Genomic DNA, 24,260 nt, shown 5'->3' on the forward strand with positions numbered 1-24,260 from the left:
CCATGAATCCGTTGGTCTATTGATGATATCGATCTGTTGTACTTAGTTTATAGACAGGTTTCACAAAACTACAGGAAGTAACAGAAAGGAACTCGTAAAAATTGCCTCGAATCACAATTTTGTATGATTTGTAGTATAACCAATCAGTTTGTTTTGTACACTTTACCATGCGTATTTTCAATATGTACTCTTTATGGGATATTTTGTCTCTTTTAATTGCAGCAAAAAAGTACCTCCGCTCCGGCGGAGGTACTTTTTTGCTCTTGTTCTCTTTGGTCCTTTTTCGTCACCGTCCGCCGCACAGGGCGGCCAGGGCATAAAGGAACCGCTTGACCGAGACACGGCCATGTACGTCGCTCCTGCCCCGGATGCAGTCCATCTCCCGCCGGACCTGCTCAAAATTGTAGAGGGTCCCGGCGTACTCGGTAAAGGTATCGTTGGCATAGTCCTCGATGCCCAGGCTGGCCAGGTTGGCCATGCCCGCCATGGCCGCCCGGCGGATGCGCTGCTCCATGGCCTTGGGAGAATCGCTGAACCGGTCACAGAGCTGGGCCACCGTGTACTGCTCCCCCTGGTCCCCCTGGGAGATGAGGTACTCCACCACCTGGATGATGTCCCGGCAGGCCGGGTCACCGCTGATCCCCAGCCGGTGGAGCACACCGCTCAGGGCGCTGGACGATCCGCCCCCTGTGCTCCCCGGGGCGGGGGGCTCTCCGGCGGGCCGGTCTTCCGTCTGCCGCCCGCTGCCCCCCTGGATGAGGGAGCGCATCTGGTCCATCGTGCGGTCCATGGTGAGCAGCCTTCCTACCTTGGTGATGACGCTGCCCACTTCCACGCTGTTAATGGGCTTGCTGATAAAGAAGTCCACCCCGGCGGCGTAGGCCTCGGCCACCATGTCCTTGGAGGTCACCTGGGAGAGCATCACAAAGCGCAGCTCGGGATAACGCTCCCTGGCCCGGCGCACAAATTCGATGCCGTCCATCCCCGGCATCAGCAGGTCCACCAGTACGATGTCGGGGCGCATATAGCGCAGGTCCTCCAGCGCATCCAGCCCGCTGGCCGCGCTGCCTGAAATACTGCCGTAGCCGCCGTCCTCGATGATCATGCTCAGCACATTGAGGACCGCCGGGTCATCATCGATCAGATAAAACTGCATCCTGAGTTCCCTCCAGTTCCCGGGCCGGGATACGGACAGTGAATACCGTCCCGCCTGCCTGTGAATCCACTTCCACTGAGCCGCCCAGCTTCTCCTCTGTCAGGCCCTTTACGATGGTCAGCCCCAGGCCGCGGTTGATCTCACCGGTCTCGTAATTGATCTTGCTGGAAAAGCCGGGGGTAAATATCTTTTCGATCCGGGAGGCGGGAATGCCGCCGCAGTCATCCTCCACCCGGAATACGAAACAGTCCCCTTCCCGCTGCCCGGTCAGGGAGATATGGGCCGTGCTCCCGGTCCCTGCCGCCTCCACCGCGTTGTTGAGCAGGTTGCGGAAGATGGACATGAGGTAATGGTGCTGCCCGGTGACAATGGAGTCAGCGCACTTCCCGGTAAAGACCACCTTCTTCCCCGCCTCCCGGGCAGAGCGCAGGGTGCTCCGCTCCAGGATATGAAACAGCTCCCGCAATTCCATGCCGTCCCGGGCCTGGTCGCTGTCCAGCGCCTCGGAGATGCCCCGCATGATGAGGAAATACTCCTTCTTCACCTCGTGGATGTCCTTGGCGATGGTGAGGGCCGTACCGGTCACCTCCGGGTCTGCCCCGGACCCCCGGAGCTGGCTGTAGAGGTGATAGGCGGCGTTCATGGTCTGCTCGATGAGGGCGGTGCCCTTGTCCATCCAGGCCACCTCGCTCTTCAGGGCCGCGGTCATCAGCAGCAGGCGCTGGTAGCGCTCGCTGTCCTCCCGCCGCAGGACCTGGAACCCATAATAGTCCAGCACCCGGATGGCGCCCCAGGCCAGCAGGGTCCGGCCCAGGCCCACCGCCGCCAGCTGGAGCAGGATGCCGGGGGCGAACACCCCCGTCCCCATGCGCAGCAGCAGCTCGCAGAAATTTGCCGCAGCGTCGATGAGGATCAGGGGCAGGAAATTTGCCGCCCGGATGGGCCTGCGCCCCGCCCCCCGGCCAAACCGGGCAAAAAGCAGCCCATAGACCAGGTAGAACAGCATCTCGGGACCATGGGCCCGCCAGCAGCCCGCCGCGGTGCCCTCGCTCACCCACTGTACCGCCGTACGAAGCACGAATACGCCGGGCGCCGCCAGCAGAGCGGTGGGCAGCACGGGAAATTCCGGCCACAGGAAGGTCAGCACCGGCAGCAGCACCACCGCCACCGAGATCTTGAAGTCCGCTGTCAGCAGGCTGATGGAGATCTGGGAGGCCAGCGCCACCAGCAGCGCGCCCAACAGGGCCGGGTGTCTGCGCCATCTCTGCCAGGTCCCGCTTCCCATTCCGCTCCCTCCCCTCCGGTTCTCTGTTCTTCCATCATACTCTATTTTAGTCCTTTTGTACACGCTTCTTTTGAAAACTTTCGATGTTTTTGGGCCTTTTTATCGAAAACCCGCCGCAGAGCAAGTCCGCGGCGGGTTTTCAGGTTCATTTCTGCAACAGCTCCGGCCCGTCACTGAATATGCACATGGTCGTTGATGTGGTCCTTGCAGTAGCAGTAGTAGCCGTTGCACTTGGAGCAATAGCGGAACTCCATGTCGGGATAGTCGGTGTCGGTCTTGCCGCACACGGCGCACTTGTGGATATATCCCTTGCGCTGCTGGGCCTCCCGGGTGGCCTTTTTGAAGTTGACGGTCTGCTGGGACCTCTGGTATTTGGCCTGCCGCTGGGCCCGTCCCACATGGGAGCGGATGTCAGACCAGAAGAAGAGCACATAGTTGAGGATGGCCACCACAGGCAGCAGCACGCCGGGGAGGTACAGGCTCAGCAGGCTGGACAGCACCCCCCACGCGAAGAGGGCCGCGTCCACCCAGGCCAGCCACTTGGCCTTCACCGGGATGAGGAAGAAGAGCAGGAACTGGGCGTCCGGGAAGAGGGTGGCGTAGGCGAAGAAGAGGGACAGGTTCACATAGTCCATGCTTGCGGTGGACAGATAGGCCTGGGTACCGGCAGGCATGGCCGCCGACAAAAGCAAATAGCTGACCAGGCCAACGATGATATTCAGCGCCACGCCCATGCCGTAGAACACCGTGAACTTTACAGAACCCCAATACCGCTCCAGCGTGGTGCCGATGGCCCAGTAGAAATACAATGCCAGCAGCAGGGCCACCGGCCTGGTGTACATGGGCACGAACACGAAGGTGACCAGCCGCCAGATCTGTCCGTGGAAGATATAATAGGGGTTAAAGCTGAGCAGGCCGCTCAGCGACATCCCGCCGCCGCTGAACATGTCCAGCAGATAGACCAGGGCGTTGCCCGCCACGATGATGGTCATCAGATTGGGTATGCCCAGTTTGGGGTGCCGATAGCAAAAGCGGTCCAGCCAGGAATCAATGGAACGCAAATCATTCCCTCCCAACATCAGTTTGTCCAAAGATACGGCTTGTGCCGGCAGAGCCTATCCTATCAGGGCAGGGCAAAAAAATCCAGAACATTTTGTAAATTTTCGCCCCGAACTATTTGAGTACTTTCCGAATGGCCTGTTTCATCTCCGGGGTCAGGACTTTGGCCGCCGCCCGGTAGGGCAGCGGGGGCAGAGCCATGAACCGCTCCTCCGCCGCGGCGAAGGACCGGGCGCGGAAGGTGGAGAAAAACGCCTCACGCTTCGGATTTGCCTTCAGGGGAGATTCCAGGCGCGGATTCCCCTTTACCGCCTCAGCCAGGGGACGCTCTATCTCTCCCATCTCTCCCGACAGGCTCTCAAAGATCTCCTGTCCCCGGGGGCTGTTGACCATGACCATGGATAGCCCCTTCTCCCGAGGGGTGGGCAGCTCCAGCTTGGGATCCAGGCCCCAGAAGTCGGCCAGAGTGAAGTCGGCAGGGCGGCAGGTATTGGTGTAGGCACACCGGGCGCAGGAGGGCCGCAGGAAGAGCTGCATGCCGAAGCCCCGGCCGTAGGTGGTGCGGTTGAACTCCTCCGACCACACGGAGCCGTCCTCAAAGGTAACGGTGAAGCAGGGCTTCTGCCAGCCGTGGGACTTGTCCTTGAAGCGCACACCGGTCACCCCCTTGCCGTGCTTTTGCTCCAGGGACTCCACATAAGCCCGGAACACTGCCGGCGAGGGCACTCCGTGGCACACCAGGTCACAGGTGGTCAGGTTGTCATAGGGCCTGCCCAAAAAGCGGTACAGGCCGTCGATCTGGCAGGGCACGCCGGAGAAGAGCACCGGCACCCCCCGGTCCAGCAGCTCCTTGGCCTGCTTCAGAGTATCCCCCAGGTCGCTCTGGACGTATTTGGAGCCCCGCATGGGGGCAAGCTCCTCTTCGGTCCGTGCGCAGACATGCCGGGCGCTCCGCCCGTCCTCCAGCACCGCGCCGAACACCGCGCCTCCCTGCTCCAGGGTGCGCCGGGCCAGCAGGGTAAAGAAACCGCCGGAGGAGCTCTTCTCCCGCACGCCGTCATCCAGGCACCACACGGCGTGGACCCTGTCCGGGCTATGGTCCCGCCGGGGGGAGAGGGTCACATGGGGGCACACCCGCTCGCATTTGCGGCAGAGGATACACTGATCCGAGATCATCGGACGCAGGAATCCCTCGTGGTCGCGCTCCATGGCGATGGCCCCGGTGGGGCAGGCGGCCGCGCAGGCGGCGCAGCCGGTACAGTCGGCCCGGCCGCACAGGACGGGACGGGCCGCGTCCTCCTTCTCCTCCTCCGGTGCGGCGGGGAGGGGCGTTCCCTCAATGGCGGCGCGCAGATAGGCCAGAGAATCGGCCCTGGCCTCCGCCAGCCGGGCATGGACAGCCTCATAGTCCATGGGGGCCTCCACATCCGCGGTGGTATCCAGCCCGATGACCCGGTCGGCACAGCCCAGCCGGGAGAGCAGGCTGTAGATCCGGGAGAAGGTGGGCTCGGAACGCTCCCTGGGGGACATGGAGGTAAAGAAGGGCCGGTCGAACTGGAGGGAGAACACCGCGCCGTGGAAGGAGTTGGTCACCACGCAGGCGGCGTGCCGGAACAGGCCCAAAAACTCCCGAGGGCCCGCGTCGAAAATCAGGTCCCGGGCGCCGGGGATCTTCCGCCGTGCCCCGGCCAGCTGCACGATGGGCCAGCCCGTCCGCTCCGAGAGGGCCTGGGCGTAGGGTGCTGCCTCCCCCGGGTCGGAGACGAAGTAGCACAGGATGTAGGGCTCCTTATACTTGGGGGCCGCGGCCAGCTCCCCCCACTGCGCCCCGGTGAGGAGGAGGGTGGGGTCCAGCACCACCCGGGCGTCCCGGCCGGTGGTCTCCTTCACCAGCACCTGGCCCCGTTTCTCCCGCACGGAGAGGGCGTCGAACCCGGCCAGATAGTCCCGGAACTGCTTGTCATAGGGGGCGGGCAGAGTGGGCGTGCCCAGGCTGGGGCCGTAGGCTATCTTTCGGCCCTCCCGGACAAAGTCCAGCAGGAAGGCGGGCTCGAACTGCCGGTCGGCAAAGATGAAGGGATTCCAGATCTGATCGCTGCCCGCCACATACACATCGTAGGCCGGCGGGTCCCGCCGCAGCTCTTCAAAAGAGGTGTAGCGCCGGGGGCTGAGCTTCATCTCCTCCTCCACGAAGGAATTGAACCGGTCATACCGGGTCTTGAAAGCCCGGTAGTGGAGGGCGGTATGGGTGTCCGACGCCAGCGCCCGCACCGAGGCCGATTTTTTGAACAGCTCGTTGGTCCGGGTGGTGTGGGGCAGGCGGAAGTCGATGATCTCGCACTCTGTCCCCAGCCCCTGGATGGCCTGCATGGTGGCATAGGCCTGGAGCTGTGCCCCGTAGTGGTGGGCGAAATGGAAGGTGATAAGGCCGGCTTTTGTCATAGAAAGGGTCACTCCCCTGTTAAATCTGCATATACGTGGTTATGTTACCATGGAGCAAAGCGAAATGGTATCATATGTCATCCCTTGGCGGTTCCGGCGCAAGCCGGGAGCCAATGGGGACATAAAGCAGGTATGATAGCCGCTTTGCGGCTATTATATCATAGCCCCCCGGGCCGTTCAAGGCGGGAGGGCCTTCCATTCCGGGGTTGACAAAATGAGACCCGCTTCGTATAATAGGTAGAAAGTGATGAAGGGAAAAAAGGTACGGCTGTCCTGCTCAGAGAACCGGTGGTTGGTGCGAACCGGCGCGAGGGCCCCGTGCGGATACTGGTCCCGGAGCTGTCCGCCTGAAGCACAGTAGGGCGGACCGTCTGGCCCCGTTAGCGGCTGTGGCCTTGTTGGAGGCCGTGAGCGTCCCCCGGCGACGGCGGACGGAACCAGGGTGGTACCGCGTATCAGTATTTACGCCCCTGACCTAACGCAAGTGGGTCAGGGGGTTTCTTTTTCCCTGACCGATCAAAACAGGAGGAAGCAGCAATGAGCAAAGGTTTTGAAAAGTACATTCCCTTCGTCCCCCTCAAAATGGAGCGCCGCCAGTGGCCCGACCGGGAGATCAAAAAGGCCCCCATCTGGTGCTCCGTGGACCTGCGGGACGGCAACCAGGCCCTGGTGGACCCCATGAACCTCCAGGAGAAGCTGGAATATTTCCACACCCTGGTGGACATCGGCGTCAAGGAGATCGAGATTGGATTCCCCTCCGCCTCCGAGACCGAGTATGAGATCTGCCGGGAGCTCATCGACGGCGGCCACATCCCCGATGACGTGACTATCCAGGTGCTGGTCCAGGCCCGGCCCCACCTGATCCAGAAGACCTTCGAGGCCATCAAGGGCGCCAAGCACGTGATCCTCCACTTCTACAATTCCACCTCCACCCTCCAGCGCAAGGTGGTGTTCCACTCCGACATGGCGGGCATCACCAAGATCGCCACCGACGCCGCCAAGCTCATCCGTGAGCTCTCCCAGCCCATGATCGAGGCGGGCATGGACCTGCGGTACGAGTACTCCCCCGAGTCCTTCATGGGCACCGAGATGGACTACGCCGTGGAGATCTGCCAGGCCGTCATCGAGGCCATCCACGCCACGCCGGAGAAGAAGATCATCCTCAATCTCCCCACCACGGTGGAAAACTGCATGCCCAACTACTTTGCCGACGAGATTGAGTACTTCATCTCCAAGCTCCCCAGCCGGGACTGTGCCATCATCTCCCTCCACCCCCACAACGACCGGGGCTGCGGCGTGGCCACCGCCGAGATGGGCCTGCTGGCCGGCGCCGAGCGCATCGAGGCCACTCTCTTCGGCAACGGCGAGCGCACCGGCAACGTGGACATTGTCACCCTGGCGCTGAACATGCACACCCAGGGCGTGGACCCAGAGCTGGACTTCTCCAACATCAACAGGATCAAGGACATGTTTGAGCGCTGCACCAAGATGAAAGTGGGCGAGCGGCAGCCCTATGCCGGCGAGCTGGTGTTCACCGCCTTCTCCGGCTCCCATCAGGACGCCATCAACAAGGGCACCCAGTACATGGAGGAGAGCGGCACCGACAAGTGGGAGATCCCCTACCTGCCCATCGACCCCGCCGACGTGGGCCGTCAGTACGAGCCCATCATCCGCATCAACTCCCAGTCGGGCAAGGGCGGCGCCGCCTACGTGATGCAGCACTCCTTCGGCTTCGAGCTGCCCAAGGCCATGCACCCTGAGTTTGGCCACATCGTCCAGGTGGAGACCGACCGGGTGGGCACCGAGCTCAAGCCCCAGCGGGTGTACGAGCTCTTCAAGGAGAACTATATCGACGCCACCCAGCCCTATCAGATGCTGCGCCACTCCTTCGCCGAGTTCACCGACGAGGAGGGCCACTCCCACGTCACCTTTGCCGGCACCCTGCGCCACACCGACACCGTTTTCCAGGTCCAGGGCAGCGGCAACGGCCCCATCGACGCTTTCTTCAACGCCATCCACGGCCAGAAGATGGACCGTTTCACCTTTGTGGACTACAAGGAGCACGCCATCAAGCAGGGCTCCGACTCCCAGGCTGTGGCCTACATCCATCTCAAGGATGAGGAGGGCCGGGACTGGTTCGGCGTGGGCATGAGCCACAACATCAACCTGGCCCCCCTGAAGGGCATCCTCTCCGCCATCAACCGCAACGTGGCCTTCCGCCACGGCAAAAAAATCTAAACAGCAAATCTTACGGCCGGACAGCGGGATTTTTCTCCCTGTCCGGCCTTGTATTTCATGCCGCCATCGGGTATGATTTTAGAGATAACACCAATGAGAACGAGGCGAACACCATGAATTACCTGCTGGACAGTCACACCCACACCGTGGCCAGCGGCCACGCCTACGCCACCCTGCTGGAGATGGCCCGCGCCGCCGCCGACCAGAGACTGGAGCTGCTCTGCGTCACCGACCATGCCCCGGCCATGGAACACACCACCTGCCGGGATTACTTCGCCAACACCCACATCATCGACCGGGAGCTCTTCGGCGTACAGATGATGATCGGTACGGAGCTCAACCTGCTGGACTGCGAGGGGACCGTGGACCTGGATGACGGCCTTCTGCGCAAGCTGGACATGGCCATTGTCAGCCTGCACACCAAATGCATCCCGCCCCACGGCAGCGCAGAGGGCTATACCAACGGCCTCATCACCGCCATGAAGAACCCCTTCGTCAACATCATCGGCCACCCGGACGACGGCCGCTATCCCCTGGATTACCCCGCTCTGGTCCGCGCCGCCGGGGAGAACGGCGTGCTGCTGGAGGTCAACAACAGCTCCCTGGCCCCCGGCTCCTTCCGGGTGAACGCCCCCGTCCACTGCGCCGAGATGCTCCGCCAGTGCAAGTCCCAGGGCGTGGCCGTGGTGGTGGGCAGCGACGCACACTTTGTCTCCTCCGTGGGCCGCCACCAGTACGCCGAGGCCCTGCTCAAGGAGCTGGACTTCCCCGAGGAGCTCATCATGAACCGGGATCCCGCCGCCTTCCGGGCCTTTATAAACCGCCGTCGTGACCGCCGGTAAACCGTAAAAATTACAAATTGCAACAAAATGGGAAGAGGGATTGTCCCCCTTCCTTTTTTGTTGTAAAATAGCGTTAACATAATGAAGGAGGCTCCCTTTCATGCATCTGCGCCGCCTTGCCCGCATTTTATCGGGTACTCTCGCTGTTTTGCTGCTGCTCCTCCTCCCCGCTCAGGCCCTCTCGGTCCAGGAGGCCCGGGAGCTGCTGGAGGAATACTACATTGATCCCGTTCCCCAGGATGTGCTGGACCAGGGTACCGTCCAGGCCATGCTGGACAAGCTGGGCGATCCCTATACCCAGTATTTTACCCCGGAGCAGTATGCGGAATTTCTCGCCTCCATGGAGGATACCGACATCGTAGGCATCGGCGTGGTCTCCCTGCAGGGAAGCGGCGGCCTTACCATTACCTCGGTGCTGCCCGGTTCCCCGGCGGAGTACGCCGGACTGCAGGCAGGGGACGTCATCACGGCGGTGGACGGCCGTTCTGCCGCGGGGGTGGACTCCAGCCTGGTCTCCTCCTGGATCCAGGGCGAGGAGGGCACCTCCGTCCAGGTGACCTACCTGCGGGACGGAGACAGGCGCACCATCACGCTGGAGCGGGCCGCCATCACCATTCCGTCCACCTCTTTCCAGATGTTGGACGGCCATATCGGTTATCTGGAATGCACTACCTTTGGTCCCGACACCCTGGGCCATTTTCAGGACGCGGTCAGCGGCTATGACAGTGCCGCCGACCACTGGATCGTGGACCTCCGCGGCAACGGCGGCGGTCTGACTCAGGCCGCCGTCCAGTCGGTGGGAGTCTTCGCAGGTAAGGGCGTCATGGGCTATCTGCGCAGCGGCAGCGGAAGCTGCAGCGCTTTTGGCCAGGACGAGGAAGCGCTCTCCATCAATCCGGTCATCGTCCTCTCCGACGGCTATACCGCCAGCTCATCCGAGCTCTTCTCCGCCTGCGTCCGGGACCTGGACGCAGGGATCGTCATCGGCGGGCGCACTTTCGGCAAGGGCGTGGCCCAGACCCTGCTGGACCAGGAGACACTGCCCGACTATTTTCCTGACGGCGACGCCATAAAGATCACCTCTTTCCGTTATTTCGCTCCCGGCGGAGCCACCACCAACACCGTGGGCATAATTCCTCATCTCCTGGTGCCCTCAGATTTGGCCCGGCAGGTAGCGGAGCTTCTCTCAGCCACCGCTCCCGGCGGGGACACCTCGGGCTATTACCGTCTGGATCTGGTGTGGCGCTGGTACATCGACAAGGATACGGTCCGGCAGCCGGAGTACCGGGAAGCCTTTGAAGCGCTTCTCTCCGCCATTCCGTCCACTGCCAGGCTGTGGACCGGCACCGGCGGTCCCACCGGCTGGCGGAGCACAGACGCCGCCTCTGTGGCCGCCGAGAACGGCGTATCCTGGCTGGACCGCTCCTTTACTGACACGGAAGACAGCCCGTACGCCCAGGCCATCGACCTGCTGGGCACCTACGGCGTCCTCTCCGGCACCGGCGATGGCCGTTTTGACCCGGAGGGCTCTCTGACCCGGGCCCAGCTCTGCGCGCTGCTGGCCCAGGCCCTCAACTGCAATGTGCCTGACGGTCCCAGCGCCTTTACCGACGTGTCCATGGACGCCTGGTATGGCCCCGCTGTCAACGCCCTGGCCGGTATGGGGCTGGTCTCCGGCCTGGGGGATGGCCGCTTCGCACCCGACGCTCCGGTGACTCATGAGCAATATATCTCCATCATGGGCCGCCTGGCCCGATACCTCAGCCTGAATTTCCACGAGGCATACGCCCAGATGCCCGACGGCGCTTCTGATACCGAAGCGCTGGCCCCCTGGGCCTCCTGGGCCAGGGGGGATACGTGGCTGCTGGCCCTGAGCCAGCGGGGTTATCTGGGCAACACCCTCAGCCTGCTGTGGGATGATCTGGGCGAGATCGCCCCCCAGTCAGTCACCACCCGGGAGGAGGCCGCCGCCCTGCTCTATCAGGTGCTCTCCTATACCGGTATATTTCCCATCTGACTGTGCTCCGTGCAAAAAATGTCCTCCGCGGTATGATCGCGGAGGACATTTTCCTTTTGATCAAAGCGGGATCACTCCGCCGTCACCAGGCGGACCAGCACCTCCACCATCTTCTCCAACGCGAAGGTGGGGATATATTCATGGACGCCGTGGAAATTCACGCCGCCGGTGCACAGGTTGGGACAGGGCAGGCCCATGTAAGACAGCCGGGCGCCATCGGTACCGCCCCGGATAGGCACCTCCAGCGCCGTGACGCCGCAGGCCTCCATGGCCGCCCGGGCCTTGTGGACCAGATACATATGGGGCTCGATCTTCTCCCGCATGTTGTAGTACTGGTCCCGCAGCTCCAGCTCCACCGTACCGGCGCCGTACACCCGGTTCAGGTAATCCGCCGTCCGCTCCATAAATGCCTTGCGCGCCTCGAACTTCTCCCGGTCATGGTCCCGGATGATGTAGCTCAACTCGGCAAGGGTCTCGTCGCCGGACATGTGCGCCAGGTGATAAAAACCCTCGTACCCCTCGGTATGGGCCGGGGTCTCGGCGGGAGGCAGCATGGAGACGAACTCATGGGCGATGAGCAGGGCGTTTTTCATCTTGTTCTTGGCCGAACCGGGATGGATGTTGACGCCGTGAATGCGGACCTTCGCCCCGGCGGCGTTGAAATTTTCATACTCCAGCTCACCCAGCTCCCCGCCGTCCACCGTGTAGGCCACCGCCGCGCCGAAGCCCTCCACGTCGAAATGGTCCGCCCCGGCGCCCACCTCCTCGTCAGGGGTGATCGCCACGGCAATGCGGCCGTGAGGGATCTCGGGATGGGCGGTCAGATACTCCACCGCCGTAAAGATTTCGGCCACGCCTGCCTTGTCGTCGGCCCCCAGCAGGGTGGTGCCGTCGGTAACGATCAGGTCCCGGCCCACATACCGCTCCAGGCTTTCAAAGTCGGCGGCCTTCATGACGATATTCTTCTCCCGGTTGAGCACAATGTCCCCGCCCTGGTAATGGACGACCTGCGGCTTTATATTGGCGCCCGGCGCGTCCGGAGAGGTATCCATGTGGGCCACCAGCCCCATGCAGGGGACGCCCTCGCATCCCGGTGTGGCGGGCAGCCAGCCGTAGACATATCCGTTCTCATCCATATGGGCATTCTGCAGTCCCATCTGGGACAGCTCGGCGGCCAGAGCCGCACCCAATACCTTCTGCTTTTCCGTGGTGGGGACGGTGGTCCCGTTTTCATCCGATTGGGTATCATAGGATACGTAGTTCAGGAAACGATCCACAACGTTCATCGCTCCGCACTTCCTTTCCGGGCCGATTCACAACAGATGTACACCCGCTTGTCTATTGACGGGACCGTTTCTTCCCGTTAAACTAAACTTAAGCACATCTGCACGGCTTTTGATATGCCCTATTGTAACACAATGGAAGTGATATTGCTATGACAACCTTGCGGGAGTTCACGTTTCCCTCCAGCGACGGGGTCCATCAGGTCCACGCCGCGGAGTGGATGCCGGAGAAAGCGCCCAGGGCGGTAGTCCAGCTGGTCCACGGTATTTCGGAATACAGCGGCCGGTACGACGCCTTCGCCCGCTTTCTCAATTATCATGGTTTCGCCGTCTGCGGCCACGACCACCTGGGCCATGGCCGCACCGTTTCCGGGCCCGGGGAATTCGGCTTTCTGGGCCAGCGGGACGGATGGGATCATCTGACCCTGGATGTCCGGGCCCTGCGGGAATTGGAGGGTGCGCGTTTTCCCGGCATTCCCTATTTTATTCTGGGCCATTCCATGGGCTCCTTCGTCACCCGCACGTATCTCATCCGCTGGCCCGGCACGGTGGATGGCGCCATCCTCTCCGGCACCGGGCAGGAACCGCCCCTGCTGGTGGGCTTCGCCAAGCTGGCCTGCTCGGTGCTCTGCGCTCTGCGGGGACCCAACTCCCGCAGCCGCTTCATCACCTCCCTCTCTCTGGGGGCCTACAACCGTCAGTTCCGGCCCAACCGGACGCCCAACGACTGGATCAGCCGCGACCAGGCCATAGTGGATGCCTACAACGCCGATCCCCTGTGTCAATTTGTCCCCACTGTGGGCATGTTCCGGGACATGATGCAGGGTCTCCGGTTCATCTCCGACCGGGCTAACCTGTCCCGGATGGATCCCAACACCCCTGTCTACCTGTTCTCCGGCGACCGGGACCCGGTGGGAAGCTGCGGCCGCGGAGTGGAAAAGGTGGCCGGCTTTTTCCGGGAGGCCGGCACCACAGACCTCACTGTGAAGCTCTACCCCGGCGGGCGGCATGAGATGCTCAACGAGGTGGAGCGGGAGCAGGTCTTTGCCGATGTGCTCTCCTGGCTGGAGGGACACATGCCCCGCTGAGCGCAGACTACCCATAAAACAGGATCTTGTTGTATATTGTTCGGGGAAGTTGGCTATGCTATCCTCAGAATCCGATTTTGAGGAGGTCTCCTGATATGATCATCGACAAGATCGCCCTGGTTCTGGCCATCATCGGCGGCATCAACTGGGGCAGTATCGGCGTATTCGGCTTCGACTTCGTGGCCTTCCTGTTCGGCGGCCCCACCGCAGCCTTCAGCCGGATCGTCTACGCCCTGGTGGGCATCTCCGCCCTGTGGTGCATTTCCCTTCTGTTTCGGGACACCGCAGCCGCGGGGGAACACACCTGAAGCCCATTTTCTGTGGATATCTGTAAAAAGGCGGGGACCGGCGTCCCCGTCTTTTGCTGTCTCCGGAGCAAAAAAGCGCTCTCTTGACACTCCGGCCACGCCGGGGTATACTTTTACTGCAGAAATAAACCCCCCGGGGGTATTTTCTCAAAGAAAAGAATTGATAAGGAGCGTCTGTTATGACGAAAAAACTGATCATCGAGGGCATGATGTGCTCTCACTGCACCGGCCGGGTACAGAAGGCCCTTTCCGCCCTTGATGGCGTCTCCGCCGTGGAGATGGATCTGGAAGAAAAGTCCGCCGACGTCACCCTCTCCGCCGACGTGTCCGACGACGTGCTCACCGCCGCCGTCACCAGGGCCGGGTACAAGGTCCTGTCCTGCGCCGGCGCCGGTGTACCCCCCAACCCGCGGCCGCCCGCGGGCGCCCCCGCTTTTTGCGCCCCTGGTGGTATCATTCTCCCCTTTCTGATTGACTTTTTTCCCGGATGATACTATACTATTTTTAAGGATATCAAAAAATTTTTTTGAAAGAGGTGCGCATCATGTCCTCTCTGCTCATCCGGAACGCCCGCTATGTTGTCTCCTGCGACGACAATGATACCCTCTACGAGCGCTGCAACATTCTCATCCGCGACAATGTCATCGCCTGCATCGGACCCGACCTGTTTCCGGCTGACGAGGTCATCGACGCCTCCTCCATGGTGGTCTATCCCGGCCTCATCAACACCCACCACCATCTTTATCAGATCTTCTCCCGCAACCTGCCTGAAGTACAGAAAATGGAGCTCTTCCCCTGGCTCACCGCCCTCTATGAGGTGTGGAAGGGGCTGGACGAGGAGGCGGTAGAGTGCTCCTCCCTCACCGGCCTGGGAGAGATGCTCAAGACCGGCACCACCACCTGCTTTGACCATCACTACGTATTCCCCCGGGACGGCGGCGACCTGATCTCCGCCCAGTTCCGTGCGGCGGAGCAGGTGGGAATGCGTTTTGTGGCCTCCCGGGGCTCCATGGACCTGTCCAAAAAGGACGGCGGCCTGCCTCCCGACAGCGTGGTGCAGACCATCGACGCCATTCTGGCCGACTCGGAGCGGCTGGTCCGTACCTGGCACGACCCCTCTCCCCTGTCCATGCGCCAGGTGGTCCTTGCCCCCTGCTCCCCCTTCTCGGTCACCGGCGACCTGATGCGGGAGAGCGCCAGGCTGGCCCGCAGCCTGGGGGTCCGGCTCCACACCCACGTGGCCGAAACCCGGGACGAGGAGCGCTTCACCGTGGAGAAGTTCGGCATGCGGCCGGTAGCCTACATGCAGTCCCTGGGCTGGACGGGCGAGGACGTGTGGTACGCCCACGGCATCCACTTCAACGACGACGAGCTGCGCATTCTGGCCGAGACGGCCACCGGCGTGGCCCACTGTCCGGCCTCCAATATGAAGCTCGCCTCCGGCGTGTGCCGGGTACCTGACATGCTGCGTCTGGGGGTCCTCGTGGGCCTGGCGGTGGACGGTTCGGCCTCCAACGACGGCTCCAGCCTGCTGGAGGAGATGCGGGTGTGCTACCTGCTCCACCGGCTCACCTCCAGCGCCGCCGCCCCCACCGGCTACGACGTGCTCAAGCTGGCCACCCGGGGCTCCGCCCGGCTGCTGGGCCGGGACGATATCGGCCAGCTGGCTCCCGGCAAGGCCGCCGACCTCTTCCTCATTGATCTCAACCGGCTCTCCCTGGTGGGCGCCCAGTTCGATCCCCGCTCCATGCTGGCCACCGTGGGCTTCAAGGGGGATGTGGACTACACCATCGTCAACGGCGTCCCCGTGGTCCGGCAGGGCCGGCTGACCGCCGTGGACGAGGACGAGATCGTCTCCCGCTCCAACGCCGTGGTCCGCCGTTACCTGAACCGCTAGATCCTTCCCGCACCGCCCGTTTTTCTTGGAAAACGGGCGGTGTTTTTGTCTAAATTGTATCTTGTATTGTAAGGGTACTGTGCTAGAATAATGATCTATTGACAGCTCTGGAGGAATATTCATGGAGGAGACCGCACAGCTCAAGCCCCTTTTTACCCGTGAAGCCCTGGTCCGGCTCATCATTCCCCTGGTGGTGGAACAGTTTCTGCTGATGAGCGTGGGCATGATGGACACCGTCATGGTCACTTCCGCCGGACAGGCCGCCGTTTCCGGCGTCTCCCTGGTGGATAACATGAATCTGCTCATCATCATGATTTTTTCCGCCCTGTCCACCGGCGGCGCCGTGGTCTGCTCCCAGTATCTGGGCCGGCAGGAGGTGGAAAACGCCCGCACCGCCGCCAAGCAGCTGCTCTATGTGGTATTCTCCCTGGCCACTGTGCTGATGGTGCTGGCGCTGGTGTTCCGGCGGCACCTTCTCTCCCTGCTCTTCGGCCAGATCGAGCCCGACGTGATGGACAGCGCCCTGATGTATTTTCTGGCCACCTCCCTGGCCTACCCCTTCATCTCCCTTTACAACGCCGGTGCGGCTCTCTTCCGTTCCATGGGCAACAGCAAAGTGTCCATGTTCAATTCCCTGATCGTGAACATCGTCAACGTAGTGGTCAACGCCGTGCTTATCTACGGCTTCGGGATGGGAGCCTTGGGCGCGGGCATCGGCACCTTGGTCTCCCGCATCGTCGCCGCCGTTATCATCCTCTGTCTCCTTCAGCACCACAACAACGTGCTCCGCGTGGAGGGACTCCTTCAGCTCCGGTTCCGGCGGGACATGGTCAGGCGTATCCTCACCATCGGCATCCCCAACGGGCTGGAAAACGGCCTTTTTCAGGCAGGCAAGCTGGTGGTGCTCAGCCTTATTACCCTGTTCGGCACTGACGCCGTAGCCGCCAACGCCATCGCCAACAGCATCGCCAGCGTTGTCAATGTGCCGGGCCAGGCCATCGGCCTGGCCATGATCACAGTGGTGGGGCAGTGCATGGGCGCCCGGCGGCCCGACCAGGCGGTGCACTACGCCAAGCGGCTGGTGGGGCTGGTCTACCTCTCGCTGGGCAGCCTGTCCCTGCTCATGTTTTTCTTTGCCGCCCCCCTGTGTTCCATCTTCCAGCTCACTCCCAGGGCTGCCGCCATGGCTGCCGAGGTGCTGCGCTGGTGCGCCGTGTTCAACTGTCTGGTCTGGCCCCTCTCCTTCACTCTGCCCAATGCCCTCCGGGCCGCGGGAGATGCCGTGTTCACCATGGCGGTGTCTCTGGCGTCCATGTTTCTGTTCCGGGTGTGCTTCAGCTATGTGCTCTCCTGCTCCTGGGGCATGGATCTGGGGCTTCTTGGGGTGTGGATCGCCATGATCATCGACTGGTGGGTCCGGGCGCTCTTCTTCGTCCTCCGCTTTGCCCGGGGCAAATGGAAACAGATCAATCTGATCTGAGTATAAGAAACAAAAAGTTGGGTACCGATACGGTACCCAACTTTTTTGCATTTACCCGTCGGGGAACTCAGCGCTGTCCCTTATCGTAGGGGATACCCTCTGCCTTGGGGGCACGGGACTTCTTGGAGGTGAAGGCCAGGACCACCAGCGAGATGATATAGGGCAGCATGTTGTACACGGAGCTGGGGATGTTCAGCGCGGCCAGGAAGGAGAATGCGCTGTACACGTTGGACAAGGCCCGGAACAGGCCGAAGAGCAGGGCCGCCAGGGCAATACGGGTGGGCTTCCACTGGCCGAAGATCATGACGGCCAGTGCCAGAAAGCCGAAACCGGCCACGCCGTTTTCAAACTTCCACTCGCTGACGCCGGCGGTGATATATACGATACCGCCCAGTCCGCCCAGCACGCCGGAGATGAGGACGCCTGCGTAGCGCATCTTATACACATTGATACCCACCGAGTCGGCCGCCTGGGGATGCTCGCCGCAGGCGCACAGCCGCAGGCCGAAACGGGTCTTGTAGAGCACGATATAGGAGATCACCAGCGCGATGACGGCCAACAGCATGAACCAGTTGAACTCAAAGCCGTTGATATTCACCAGGAAGGCCTTTTTCGCGTCGATATACTGGATGGTGGAGGACACGTTGTCCACATTCTCCGCCGTGTTCATGGCCTTGACAAACACGGTGGCGGCGGCGGTACCCAGCAGGTTCATGGCGGTGCCCACCAGGGTCTGGTCCGCCTTGAAGTTGACGGCGGCCACCGCCAGCAGAAGGGAGTAGACCATGCCCAGCAGGATGGCCGCCAGCACGGTGAGGAGCAGCGTCACAGGTGCAGAGGAGCCGGCGGGCAGGAACTTCATCATCAGCGCGCCGCCCAGGGCGCCCATGACCATGATGCCCTCCAGTCCGATGTTGATGACGCCGGAGTGCTCAGAGAAGCAGCCGCCCAGAGCCACCAGCATCAGGACGGAGGCAAAAATCAGCGTATACTGGATCAGCAGCAACATTACTGATCGCCTCCTTTCCCGGCATCTCCGGCCGCCGGTGTTTTGGTCCGCTCTTCCTTCTTCGCTGCGTGCGCGTCCATGAAGTTCTTGATAAACAGCACGAAACCGCACAGGTAGATAATGAGCGCGGAGATCAGATCGGCAATCTGCGCGGAATACATGGTCTTATCCACATACGCGCCGCCGTTGGTGATATGCTGGATGAAATAGGAGGAAAAGATCGCCGCGATGGGGTTGAGTCCGCCCAGGAAGGCAGCGGCAATGCCGTTGAAGCCCATGGCGGGCACCGAGGACTGGGTGCACTGCCACTGCTCGAAGCCGGTGAGGAAGAACAGGGCCGCACCCATGCCGGCCAGACCGCCGGCAATGGCCATGGTGAGGATGATATTGTTCTTCTCCTTCATACCGCAGTACTTGGCGGCGAAGCGGTTGTAGCCGGTGGCTTTGAGCTCATAGCCCAGCCTGGTCTTTTCCAGCACCACCCACACCAGAATGGCCACCAGGATGGCCAGCGGGATGGCAATGGTCACGTACTGGTTCTTGGTGAAAAACTGGTCCAGCCCGGCGTTGGGCAGGATGGCGCTCTTGTTGGTGCTGGCCAAGGTCATGGTATAGGGGCTGGCCGTCTCCTTCACCTGGGTGAGCAGCATGTTCACGGCATACAGGCTGATCCAGTTGAGCATGATGCAGGAGATGACCTCGTTGACATTGCAGTAGGCCTTGAGCACGCCGGAGATGCAGCCCAGCAGGGCGCCGGCCACAATGGCCGCGACGAGGCACACATACCAGGGCATATTCAGGGCCAGGGCGCAGTACAGGCTGGCGCCGGCACCCACCACATACTGGCCCGCCGCGCCGATATTGAACAGGCCCACCTTATAGGCAAACAGGATGGACAGGGAACACATCAGCAGAGGCGCCGTCTTGACCAGGGTATTGCCCAGATATTTCAGCTGGGCGGGACGGCTGGGGTAGGTAAGGAAGTTCTTGACAATGGTAGTGATAGCCTCCCATGCGCCGGCGGGATTGATGATCAGCAGCACCACATAGCCGATGAGCAGTCCCATCAGGATACACAGCAGGGATGCCACCAGAGACTGCACGCTTTTGTTTTTCCAGAGGGAGCGGGCCCTCTTTTCCTGTTTCATCTCTTACTTTCCCTCCCTCTTGGCGCCGGCCATATAGAGGCCCAGTTCCTCCACGGTAGTGGTCTTGGGATCCAGTTCGCCCACGATCTCTCCCTCGTACATCACCAGGATGCGGTCGGACAGGCTCATGACCTCGTCCAGCTCCAGAGAGACCAGCAGCACTGCCTTGCCCGCGTCCCGCTGGGCCACGATCTGGCCGTGGATATACTCGATGGCGCCCACATCCAGACCGCGGGTGGGCTGCACGGCGATGAGCAGCTCCGGATCCTTGTCGATCTCACGGGCGATGATGGCCTTCTGCTGGTTGCCGCCCGACATGCTGCGGGCCATGGTGACGGGGCCCTGTCCGGAGCGCACGTCATACTGTTCGATGAGCCGCTGGGCATAGTCCCGGATGGCCTTGCGCTTGAGGAAGCCGCCGCCCACGAACTCAGACTCGAAATACCGCTGGAGCACCAGGTTATCTTCCAGCGAGTAATCCAGCACCAGGCCGTACTTGTGCCGGTCCTCCGGGATATGGCTCATACCCAGGACGGAACGGCGGCGGATGGGCACATGGGTGATATCCTGCCCCTTTAATGTGATGGTACCGCCCTCCAGCGGCTCGATGCCGGTAAGGCCGTAGACCAGCTCGCTCTGTCCGTTGCCATCAATGCCGGCGATACAGACGATCTCGCCCGCCCGGCACTGGAAGGATACATGCTTGACCGCGTTGTTCTTGTGGATCTTGGAGGCCACAGTCAGGTCCTTCACCTCCAGCACAGTCTCGCCGGGGGTACAGGGCTCTTTATGGACCTGGAATTCCACATCCCGGCCCACCATCATGCGGGAAAGCTCTTCCTTCGTGGTGCCCGCCACGTCCACGGTACCGATATACTTGCCCTTGCGCAGCACGCTGCACCGGTCGGCCACTGCCATGATCTCGTTGAGCTTGTGGGTGATGAAGAGGATGCTCTTGCCCTCGGCCTTCAGCCCCCGCATAATGTCCATCAGCTCTTCGATCTCCTGGGGCGTCAGGACGGCGGTGGGCTCGTCAAAGATCAGGATCTCATTATCCCGGTAGAGCATCTTCAGGATCTCAGTACGCTGCTGCATGCCCACGGAGATATCCTCCACCATGGCGTCCGGGTCCACCTTCAGGCCGTACTTTTCAGAGAGCTCCACCACCTTTTTCCGGGCCTCATCCTTCTGCAGGAAAGGCCCCCTGGTGGGCTCCACACCCAGAATGATATTGTCCAGAACGGAGAATACCTCCACCAGCTTGAAGTGCTGGTGGACCATGCCGATGCCCAGATCGTTGGCGTCGTTGGGATCCTTGATCTGGACCACCTTTCCGTCTTTCTTGATGGTGCCCTCCTCCGGCTGATACAGGCCGAAGAGTACGCTCATCAGCGTGGACTTGCCGGCGCCGTTCTCGCCCAGCAGGGCATGAATCTCCCCCCGCCGGAGCTGCAGCGTGATATTGTCGTTGGCGATGATGCCGGGAAATCTCTTGGTGATATTCAGCATCTCAATGGCGTATGGTTGTTGTTCCAAGCCTGACGACCTCCCCCTCGTTATCTTCCACTATGGGTCTTGTCTTTATTGTACTATATTTTGTTGCATATTTCAAAACAAAAATTATTTTTCTGGAACGAAAGGAAAAAAGCGGACGGGAGGGTTCCCGTCCGCTTTTTATGCTGTTTTCAGGCTGTTTACTTGATGTTGCCCAGGTCGTTGACCGTGATGGACACGGAAGGCATGGCGGAAATGTCGTTGGAGACAGTGATCTTGCCGTCGAACATATCCTTCACCAGGGCCTTGTAGTCATCCTGGCTGAAGCCGTCGCCCCACTGGGTTGTCTCCATGGGGATCTGGACGTAGTTGACGGTGGGATCGTCGCCGCTCACCAGGCCCAGGGTATCGATCTTGCCGCCGTACTCGGAGAACTTGCCGTCTACGACCTCGCCCAGCATATGCTCGACGGTGGGCGCCAGGCCCTTCATAGCGGAGGTGATGGTCATGCCCGCGCCGTAGCCGCCGTCGATGATGCCGGCCTGATCCACGTCAACGCCGATGACCTTACCGCCGTCGACCTTGGCAGCAGCCTCAGCAGCGGAGGTGTAGATGCCGCCGCCGCAGGCGAACACGGCCTGAACGCCCAGGGTCTGATACCAGTTGTCCATAGCGGCGGTGATGTCGGCGTCGCCGAAGAACTGGTTGCCGTAGGCATACTCGACGGTCACGCTGGCGCCGGTATCGGCGGCAGCGGCGTCAGCGCCCTGCACGAAGCCGTAGCCATAGCGGACAACGGCGGGAACGGCCATGCCGCCCAGGAAGCCCAGGTGATCATAGCCCAGCTTCACAGCGGCGTAGCCGGCCATGTAGCCGCACAGCTCTTCCTGATACACAGCGCAGTAGACGTTGGCGGGCAGGGTGTAGCCGCCCAGGTCGCCCTCGCCCACGTCCAGAGCGATGAAGGTCACGTCGGGATAGACATCAGCAGTCTGGGTGATGGTCTCGCCGAAGGCATAGCCGGGCATCACGATGACGTTGAAGCCGTCGGCAATGGCCTTGTCGACCATGGCCACACGCTCGGCGGTGGAGTCACCGGCGGGCTTGTAATAGCTGAAGGGGATGGAATCGCCGCAGAAAGCCTTGCAGGCCTCATAGGTGGTCTGGTTGAAGGACTGGTCGGTGATATCGCCGTAGTCGGTGATCATAGCCACCTTGTAATCGCCGGCGGGCTCCACGGGAGTGGAAGCGGCGGGGGCGGAGGCGGCGGGAGCGGAGGCCTCGGGGGCCTTGCTGGGCTGAGTGGCGGTCCCGCCGCAGGCGGCCAGGGAACCGACCATGGCCAGAGACAGTACCAGAGCGGCGATCTTATTGAACTTCTTCAATGTAATCTACCTTCCTTTCATTAAGTACGCGGCCCGGCACGCCATGCGCTGCCGCACGGGCTGAGGCCGGGACACGGGAATATTATACAACATGCATATTCAAAGAGCAACCGCATTTTTGCCTTTTCCCAAAAAACTTTTACAGAAATGTTAAATAAGTAATGAGGACTCCCCCTTTCTGCCGGGAAAGTCCTCATTTGACTTTAAATCCTTGCTGTCAACTGTGCACCGGATCAGGCCTTGGCCGGCTTCACCAGGGCGCTGGCACCGATGCGGCTGGCTCCCGCGTCGATCATGGCCTGGGCCTCCTCAAAGGAGTGGATCCCGCCGGCAGCCTTGATCTTCACATCGGGTCCGATATGGGCCTTGAAAAGCGCCACGTCGGCCACGGTGGCGCCGCCGGTGGAGAAACCGGTGGAGGTCTTGATATACTCGGCCCCGGCCTCGGTGACCAGCTCGCACATGCGGATCTTCTCCTCCTCGGTCAGCAGGCAGGCCTCCACGATGACCTTCAGGATGCGGCCCTTGCAGCTGGCCTTGATGGCCTTCATTTCCTCCAGCAGATCGTCCCAGCGTTTGTCCTTCACCCAGCCCACGTTGATGACCATATCGATCTCGTCAGCGCCGCCGCGGATGGCGTCCTCAGTCTCAAAGACCTTGACCGCGGTGGTGGAGTAACCGTTGGGGAAACCGATGACGGTGCAGATCTTCAACTCATTGCCCACGTAGTCGGCCGCCTGCTTCACGTAGGAAGCCGGGATGCAGACCGACGCGCAGTGATAAGCCATGCCGTCGTCACAGATGGTCTTGATCTGCTCCCAGGTGGCGTCCTGTTTGAGCAAGGTATGGTCGCACATGGCCAGGATGTCCTTGATCTCCATATCGCTCATATCCTTTCTGCATAAAAGATTCCGTGATACATACCCACTATATCGTCTCTCTTTGCAAAAGTCAATGCAAACCGCGCTTCCTTTGGCAGGGATCATTTCACCCGGATCAGCTCATAGCTCCGCTTACCCAGGCCGATGCGCTCGGCATGTTCCAAACACACGCGCCAATTCGTCTCGGGGAAGCTGTTGCGGAAGGGATCATGATGGTCGCAGAAGTCGGGCGCGCGCATATTGTCATCCAGCTGGGAGCCGGGCATGGGGCTCTGGGCCATGCAGGCGTCGGCGCAGGCCTGGTCCAGAGCCACCGGGTCGAAGGACGCAAACATGCCCACATCGGGCAGGATGGGCACATCGTTCTCCCCGTGGCAGTCGCAGCAGGGGGACACGTCGATGACCAGGCTGATATGGAACTGGGGCCGTCCGTCCACCACCGCCTTGGAATACTCGGCGATCTTGGCGTTGAGCTCGTCGTTGGCGCAGTCGTTGGGGTTGTGGATGGCGTCGAAATTACACACGCCGATGCACCGGCCGCAGCCCACGCAGCGGCTGTGGTCAATGGACGCCCTGCGGTCCTCCCCGTAGGAGATGGCGCTGTGGGCGCACTGGCCCGCGCACATCCGGCAGCCCACACACCGCGCATGGTCCACCTCCGGCTTGCCGGCGGAGTGCTGCTCCATCTTGCCCGCCCGGCTGCCGCAGCCCATGCCGATGTTCTTCAGCGCGCCGCCGAAGCCCGCGTTCTCATGGCCCTTGAAGTGGCTCAGAGAGATGAATACGTCGGCGTCCATGATGGCCCGGCCGATCTTGGCGCGTTTCACATAGACGCCGCCCTCCACCGGGACCTCTATGTCGTCGGTACCCTTCAGGCCGTCGCCGATGATGATCTGGCAGCCGGTGGAGAGGGGGGAAAAGCCATTCTCACAGGCACTGTCCAGATGCTCCACGGCATTCTTCCGCCGCCCGGCATACAGGGTGTTGCAGTCGGTGAGGAAGGGCACGCCCCCCAGCTCCTTCACCACGTCGGCCACCGCCTTGGCGTAGTTGGGCCGCAGGAAGGCCAGGTTGCCCGGCTCACCGAAGTGCATCTTGATGGCCACCATCTTATGGTCAAAATCGATCTTCCCGATGCCCGCCGCCCGGATCAGCTTTTTCAGCTTATCCGGCAGGTTCAGGCCGGGATGACACCTGAGATCGGAAAAATAGACCTTTGCCTGTTCCATTATGCTCCTCCTTGTTCTC

19 protein-coding genes and 1 other annotated feature are annotated in these 24,260 nt (G+C 61.5%); of the genes, 8 read left to right on the forward strand and 11 right to left on the reverse strand.

The features are described 5' to 3' along the window. Positions 1-286 precede the first annotated feature (286 nt). The 4 genes from ACTNBZ_RS05870 to ACTNBZ_RS05885 all read right to left on the reverse strand — a co-directional run bounded on the left by ACTNBZ_RS05870 (position 287) and on the right by ACTNBZ_RS05885 (position 5,942). The gene (locus ACTNBZ_RS05870; RefSeq protein WP_441208742.1) at positions 287-1,156 is read right to left on the reverse strand and encodes a response regulator; all 870 of its coding nucleotides are present in this window, start codon (positions 1,154-1,156) and stop codon (positions 287-289) included. After that, complete coding sequence (locus tag ACTNBZ_RS05875) at positions 1,134-2,441, reverse strand: sensor histidine kinase (protein ID WP_441208743.1); 1,308 nt, start codon at positions 2,439-2,441, stop codon at positions 1,134-1,136. The genes ACTNBZ_RS05870 and ACTNBZ_RS05875 overlap by 23 nt, the downstream gene beginning before the upstream one ends. A 170-nt stretch (positions 2,442-2,611) precedes the next feature. Continuing rightward, positions 2,612-3,502, reverse strand: coding sequence for a rhomboid family intramembrane serine protease (locus ACTNBZ_RS05880; protein ID WP_441208744.1), 891 nt, complete (start codon positions 3,500-3,502; stop codon positions 2,612-2,614). Positions 3,503-3,614: 112 nt separating this feature from the next. Beyond that, positions 3,615-5,942: a polysaccharide pyruvyl transferase family protein gene (locus ACTNBZ_RS05885; protein WP_441208745.1), complete on the reverse strand. Its 2,328-nt coding sequence runs from the start codon at positions 5,940-5,942 to the stop codon at positions 3,615-3,617. A gap of 238 nt (positions 5,943-6,180) precedes the next feature. Further along, positions 6,181-6,417: a binding site (T-box leader), on the forward strand. Between the two features lie 62 nt (positions 6,418-6,479). On the opposite strand from ACTNBZ_RS05885, the gene leuA reads away from it, so the two are divergent. From leuA to ACTNBZ_RS05900, 3 genes are all read left to right on the forward strand, one after another. Beyond that, a complete protein-coding gene (gene leuA, locus ACTNBZ_RS05890; protein ID WP_441208746.1) occupies positions 6,480-8,180 on the forward strand; it encodes a 2-isopropylmalate synthase in 1,701 nt (566 codons plus the stop codon). Between the two features lie 113 nt (positions 8,181-8,293). Next, on the forward strand, positions 8,294-9,022 hold the full coding sequence (locus ACTNBZ_RS05895; protein WP_441208747.1) for a phosphatase: 729 nt from the start codon (positions 8,294-8,296) through the stop codon (positions 9,020-9,022). Positions 9,023-9,122: 100 nt separating this feature from the next. Further along, positions 9,123-11,039 carry a S41 family peptidase gene (locus ACTNBZ_RS05900; protein WP_441208748.1) on the forward strand — a complete coding sequence of 639 codons (1,917 nt, stop codon included), beginning with the start codon at positions 9,123-9,125 and terminating at the stop codon, positions 11,037-11,039. Positions 11,040-11,110: 71 nt separating this feature from the next. On the opposite strand, the gene pepT is transcribed toward ACTNBZ_RS05900, so the two are convergent. Then, the gene (pepT, locus tag ACTNBZ_RS05905; RefSeq protein ID WP_441208749.1) at positions 11,111-12,325 is read right to left on the reverse strand and encodes a peptidase T; all 1,215 of its coding nucleotides are present in this window, start codon (positions 12,323-12,325) and stop codon (positions 11,111-11,113) included. Between the two features lie 149 nt (positions 12,326-12,474). Here pepT and ACTNBZ_RS05910 point away from each other — a divergent pair, with 149 nt between their 5' ends. The 5 genes from ACTNBZ_RS05910 to ACTNBZ_RS05930 all read left to right on the forward strand — a co-directional run bounded on the left by ACTNBZ_RS05910 (position 12,475) and on the right by ACTNBZ_RS05930 (position 17,095). Beyond that, positions 12,475-13,410, forward strand: a complete 936-nt coding sequence (locus tag ACTNBZ_RS05910; RefSeq protein ID WP_441208750.1) for a lysophospholipase — start codon at positions 12,475-12,477, stop codon at positions 13,408-13,410. A gap of 95 nt (positions 13,411-13,505) precedes the next feature. After that, a complete protein-coding gene (locus tag ACTNBZ_RS05915) occupies positions 13,506-13,718 on the forward strand; it encodes a DUF378 domain-containing protein (RefSeq protein ID WP_441208751.1) in 213 nt (70 codons plus the stop codon). A 179-nt stretch (positions 13,719-13,897) separates the two neighbouring features. Then, positions 13,898-14,209 carry a heavy-metal-associated domain-containing protein gene (locus ACTNBZ_RS05920; protein ID WP_441208752.1) on the forward strand — a complete coding sequence of 104 codons (312 nt, stop codon included), beginning with the start codon at positions 13,898-13,900 and terminating at the stop codon, positions 14,207-14,209. A 53-nt stretch (positions 14,210-14,262) separates the two neighbouring features. Then, on the forward strand, positions 14,263-15,615 hold the full coding sequence (locus ACTNBZ_RS05925) for an 8-oxoguanine deaminase (RefSeq protein ID WP_441208753.1): 1,353 nt from the start codon (positions 14,263-14,265) through the stop codon (positions 15,613-15,615). Between the two features lie 121 nt (positions 15,616-15,736). After that, positions 15,737-17,095, forward strand: a complete 1,359-nt coding sequence (locus ACTNBZ_RS05930; protein ID WP_441208754.1) for an MATE family efflux transporter — start codon at positions 15,737-15,739, stop codon at positions 17,093-17,095. Between the two features lie 67 nt (positions 17,096-17,162). Here ACTNBZ_RS05930 and ACTNBZ_RS05935 read toward each other — a convergent pair whose 3' ends face one another. From ACTNBZ_RS05935 to ACTNBZ_RS05960, 6 genes are all read right to left on the reverse strand, one after another. Then, on the reverse strand, positions 17,163-18,104 hold the full coding sequence (locus ACTNBZ_RS05935; RefSeq protein WP_441208755.1) for an ABC transporter permease: 942 nt from the start codon (positions 18,102-18,104) through the stop codon (positions 17,163-17,165). Further along, positions 18,104-19,252 (reverse strand): ABC transporter permease, encoded by a 1,149-nt coding sequence (locus tag ACTNBZ_RS05940; RefSeq protein WP_441208756.1) that lies wholly within the window; start codon positions 19,250-19,252, stop codon positions 18,104-18,106. Before ACTNBZ_RS05940 ends, ACTNBZ_RS05935 begins: the two co-directional genes overlap by 1 nt. Before the next feature lie 3 nt (positions 19,253-19,255). Further along, the gene (locus ACTNBZ_RS05945; protein WP_441208774.1) at positions 19,256-20,761 is read right to left on the reverse strand and encodes an ABC transporter ATP-binding protein; all 1,506 of its coding nucleotides are present in this window, start codon (positions 20,759-20,761) and stop codon (positions 19,256-19,258) included. 185 nt (positions 20,762-20,946) lie between these two features. Next, on the reverse strand, positions 20,947-22,131 hold the full coding sequence (locus ACTNBZ_RS05950; RefSeq protein WP_441208757.1) for a BMP family lipoprotein: 1,185 nt from the start codon (positions 22,129-22,131) through the stop codon (positions 20,947-20,949). A 233-nt stretch (positions 22,132-22,364) separates the two neighbouring features. Next, positions 22,365-23,012, reverse strand: coding sequence for a deoxyribose-phosphate aldolase (gene deoC, locus ACTNBZ_RS05955; RefSeq protein ID WP_441208758.1), 648 nt, complete (start codon positions 23,010-23,012; stop codon positions 22,365-22,367). Between the two features lie 101 nt (positions 23,013-23,113). Further along, complete coding sequence (locus ACTNBZ_RS05960; protein ID WP_441208759.1) at positions 23,114-24,241, reverse strand: DUF362 domain-containing protein; 1,128 nt, start codon at positions 24,239-24,241, stop codon at positions 23,114-23,116. Between the last annotated feature and the right edge of the window lie 19 nt (positions 24,242-24,260).

The organism is Pseudoflavonifractor sp. HCP28S3_F10 (genome assembly GCF_052065415.1).
Classification (GTDB): domain Bacteria; phylum Bacillota; class Clostridia; order Oscillospirales; family Oscillospiraceae; genus Pseudoflavonifractor_A.

Bases quoted from the DNA above. Each gene is read 5' to 3' on its own strand.
- ACTNBZ_RS05885 (WP_441208745.1), bottom strand. From the start codon at position 5,942: ATGACAAAAGCCGGCCTTATCACCTTCCATTTCGCCCACCACTACGGG.
- ACTNBZ_RS05920 (WP_441208752.1), top strand. From the start codon at position 13,898: ATGACGAAAAAACTGATCATCGAGGGCATGATGTGCTCTCACTGCACC.
- leuA (WP_441208746.1), top strand. From the start codon at position 6,480: ATGAGCAAAGGTTTTGAAAAGTACATTCCCTTCGTCCCCCTCAAAATG.
- ACTNBZ_RS05960 (WP_441208759.1), bottom strand. From the start codon at position 24,241: ATGGAACAGGCAAAGGTCTATTTTTCCGATCTCAGGTGTCATCCCGGC.
- ACTNBZ_RS05895 (WP_441208747.1), top strand. From the start codon at position 8,294: ATGAATTACCTGCTGGACAGTCACACCCACACCGTGGCCAGCGGCCAC.
- ACTNBZ_RS05900 (WP_441208748.1), top strand. From the start codon at position 9,123: ATGCATCTGCGCCGCCTTGCCCGCATTTTATCGGGTACTCTCGCTGTT.
- ACTNBZ_RS05875 (WP_441208743.1), bottom strand. From the start codon at position 2,441: ATGGGAAGCGGGACCTGGCAGAGATGGCGCAGACACCCGGCCCTGTTG.
- ACTNBZ_RS05925 (WP_441208753.1), top strand. From the start codon at position 14,263: ATGTCCTCTCTGCTCATCCGGAACGCCCGCTATGTTGTCTCCTGCGAC.
- ACTNBZ_RS05945 (WP_441208774.1), bottom strand. From the start codon at position 20,761: ATGCTGAATATCACCAAGAGATTTCCCGGCATCATCGCCAACGACAAT.
- ACTNBZ_RS05935 (WP_441208755.1), bottom strand. From the start codon at position 18,104: ATGTTGCTGCTGATCCAGTATACGCTGATTTTTGCCTCCGTCCTGATG.
- deoC (WP_441208758.1), bottom strand. From the start codon at position 23,012: ATGGAGATCAAGGACATCCTGGCCATGTGCGACCATACCTTGCTCAAA.
- ACTNBZ_RS05910 (WP_441208750.1), top strand. From the start codon at position 12,475: ATGACAACCTTGCGGGAGTTCACGTTTCCCTCCAGCGACGGGGTCCAT.
- ACTNBZ_RS05930 (WP_441208754.1), top strand. From the start codon at position 15,737: ATGGAGGAGACCGCACAGCTCAAGCCCCTTTTTACCCGTGAAGCCCTG.
- pepT (WP_441208749.1), bottom strand. From the start codon at position 12,325: ATGAACGTTGTGGATCGTTTCCTGAACTACGTATCCTATGATACCCAA.
- ACTNBZ_RS05870 (WP_441208742.1), bottom strand. From the start codon at position 1,156: ATGCAGTTTTATCTGATCGATGATGACCCGGCGGTCCTCAATGTGCTG.
- ACTNBZ_RS05915 (WP_441208751.1), top strand. From the start codon at position 13,506: ATGATCATCGACAAGATCGCCCTGGTTCTGGCCATCATCGGCGGCATC.
- ACTNBZ_RS05940 (WP_441208756.1), bottom strand. From the start codon at position 19,252: ATGAAACAGGAAAAGAGGGCCCGCTCCCTCTGGAAAAACAAAAGCGTG.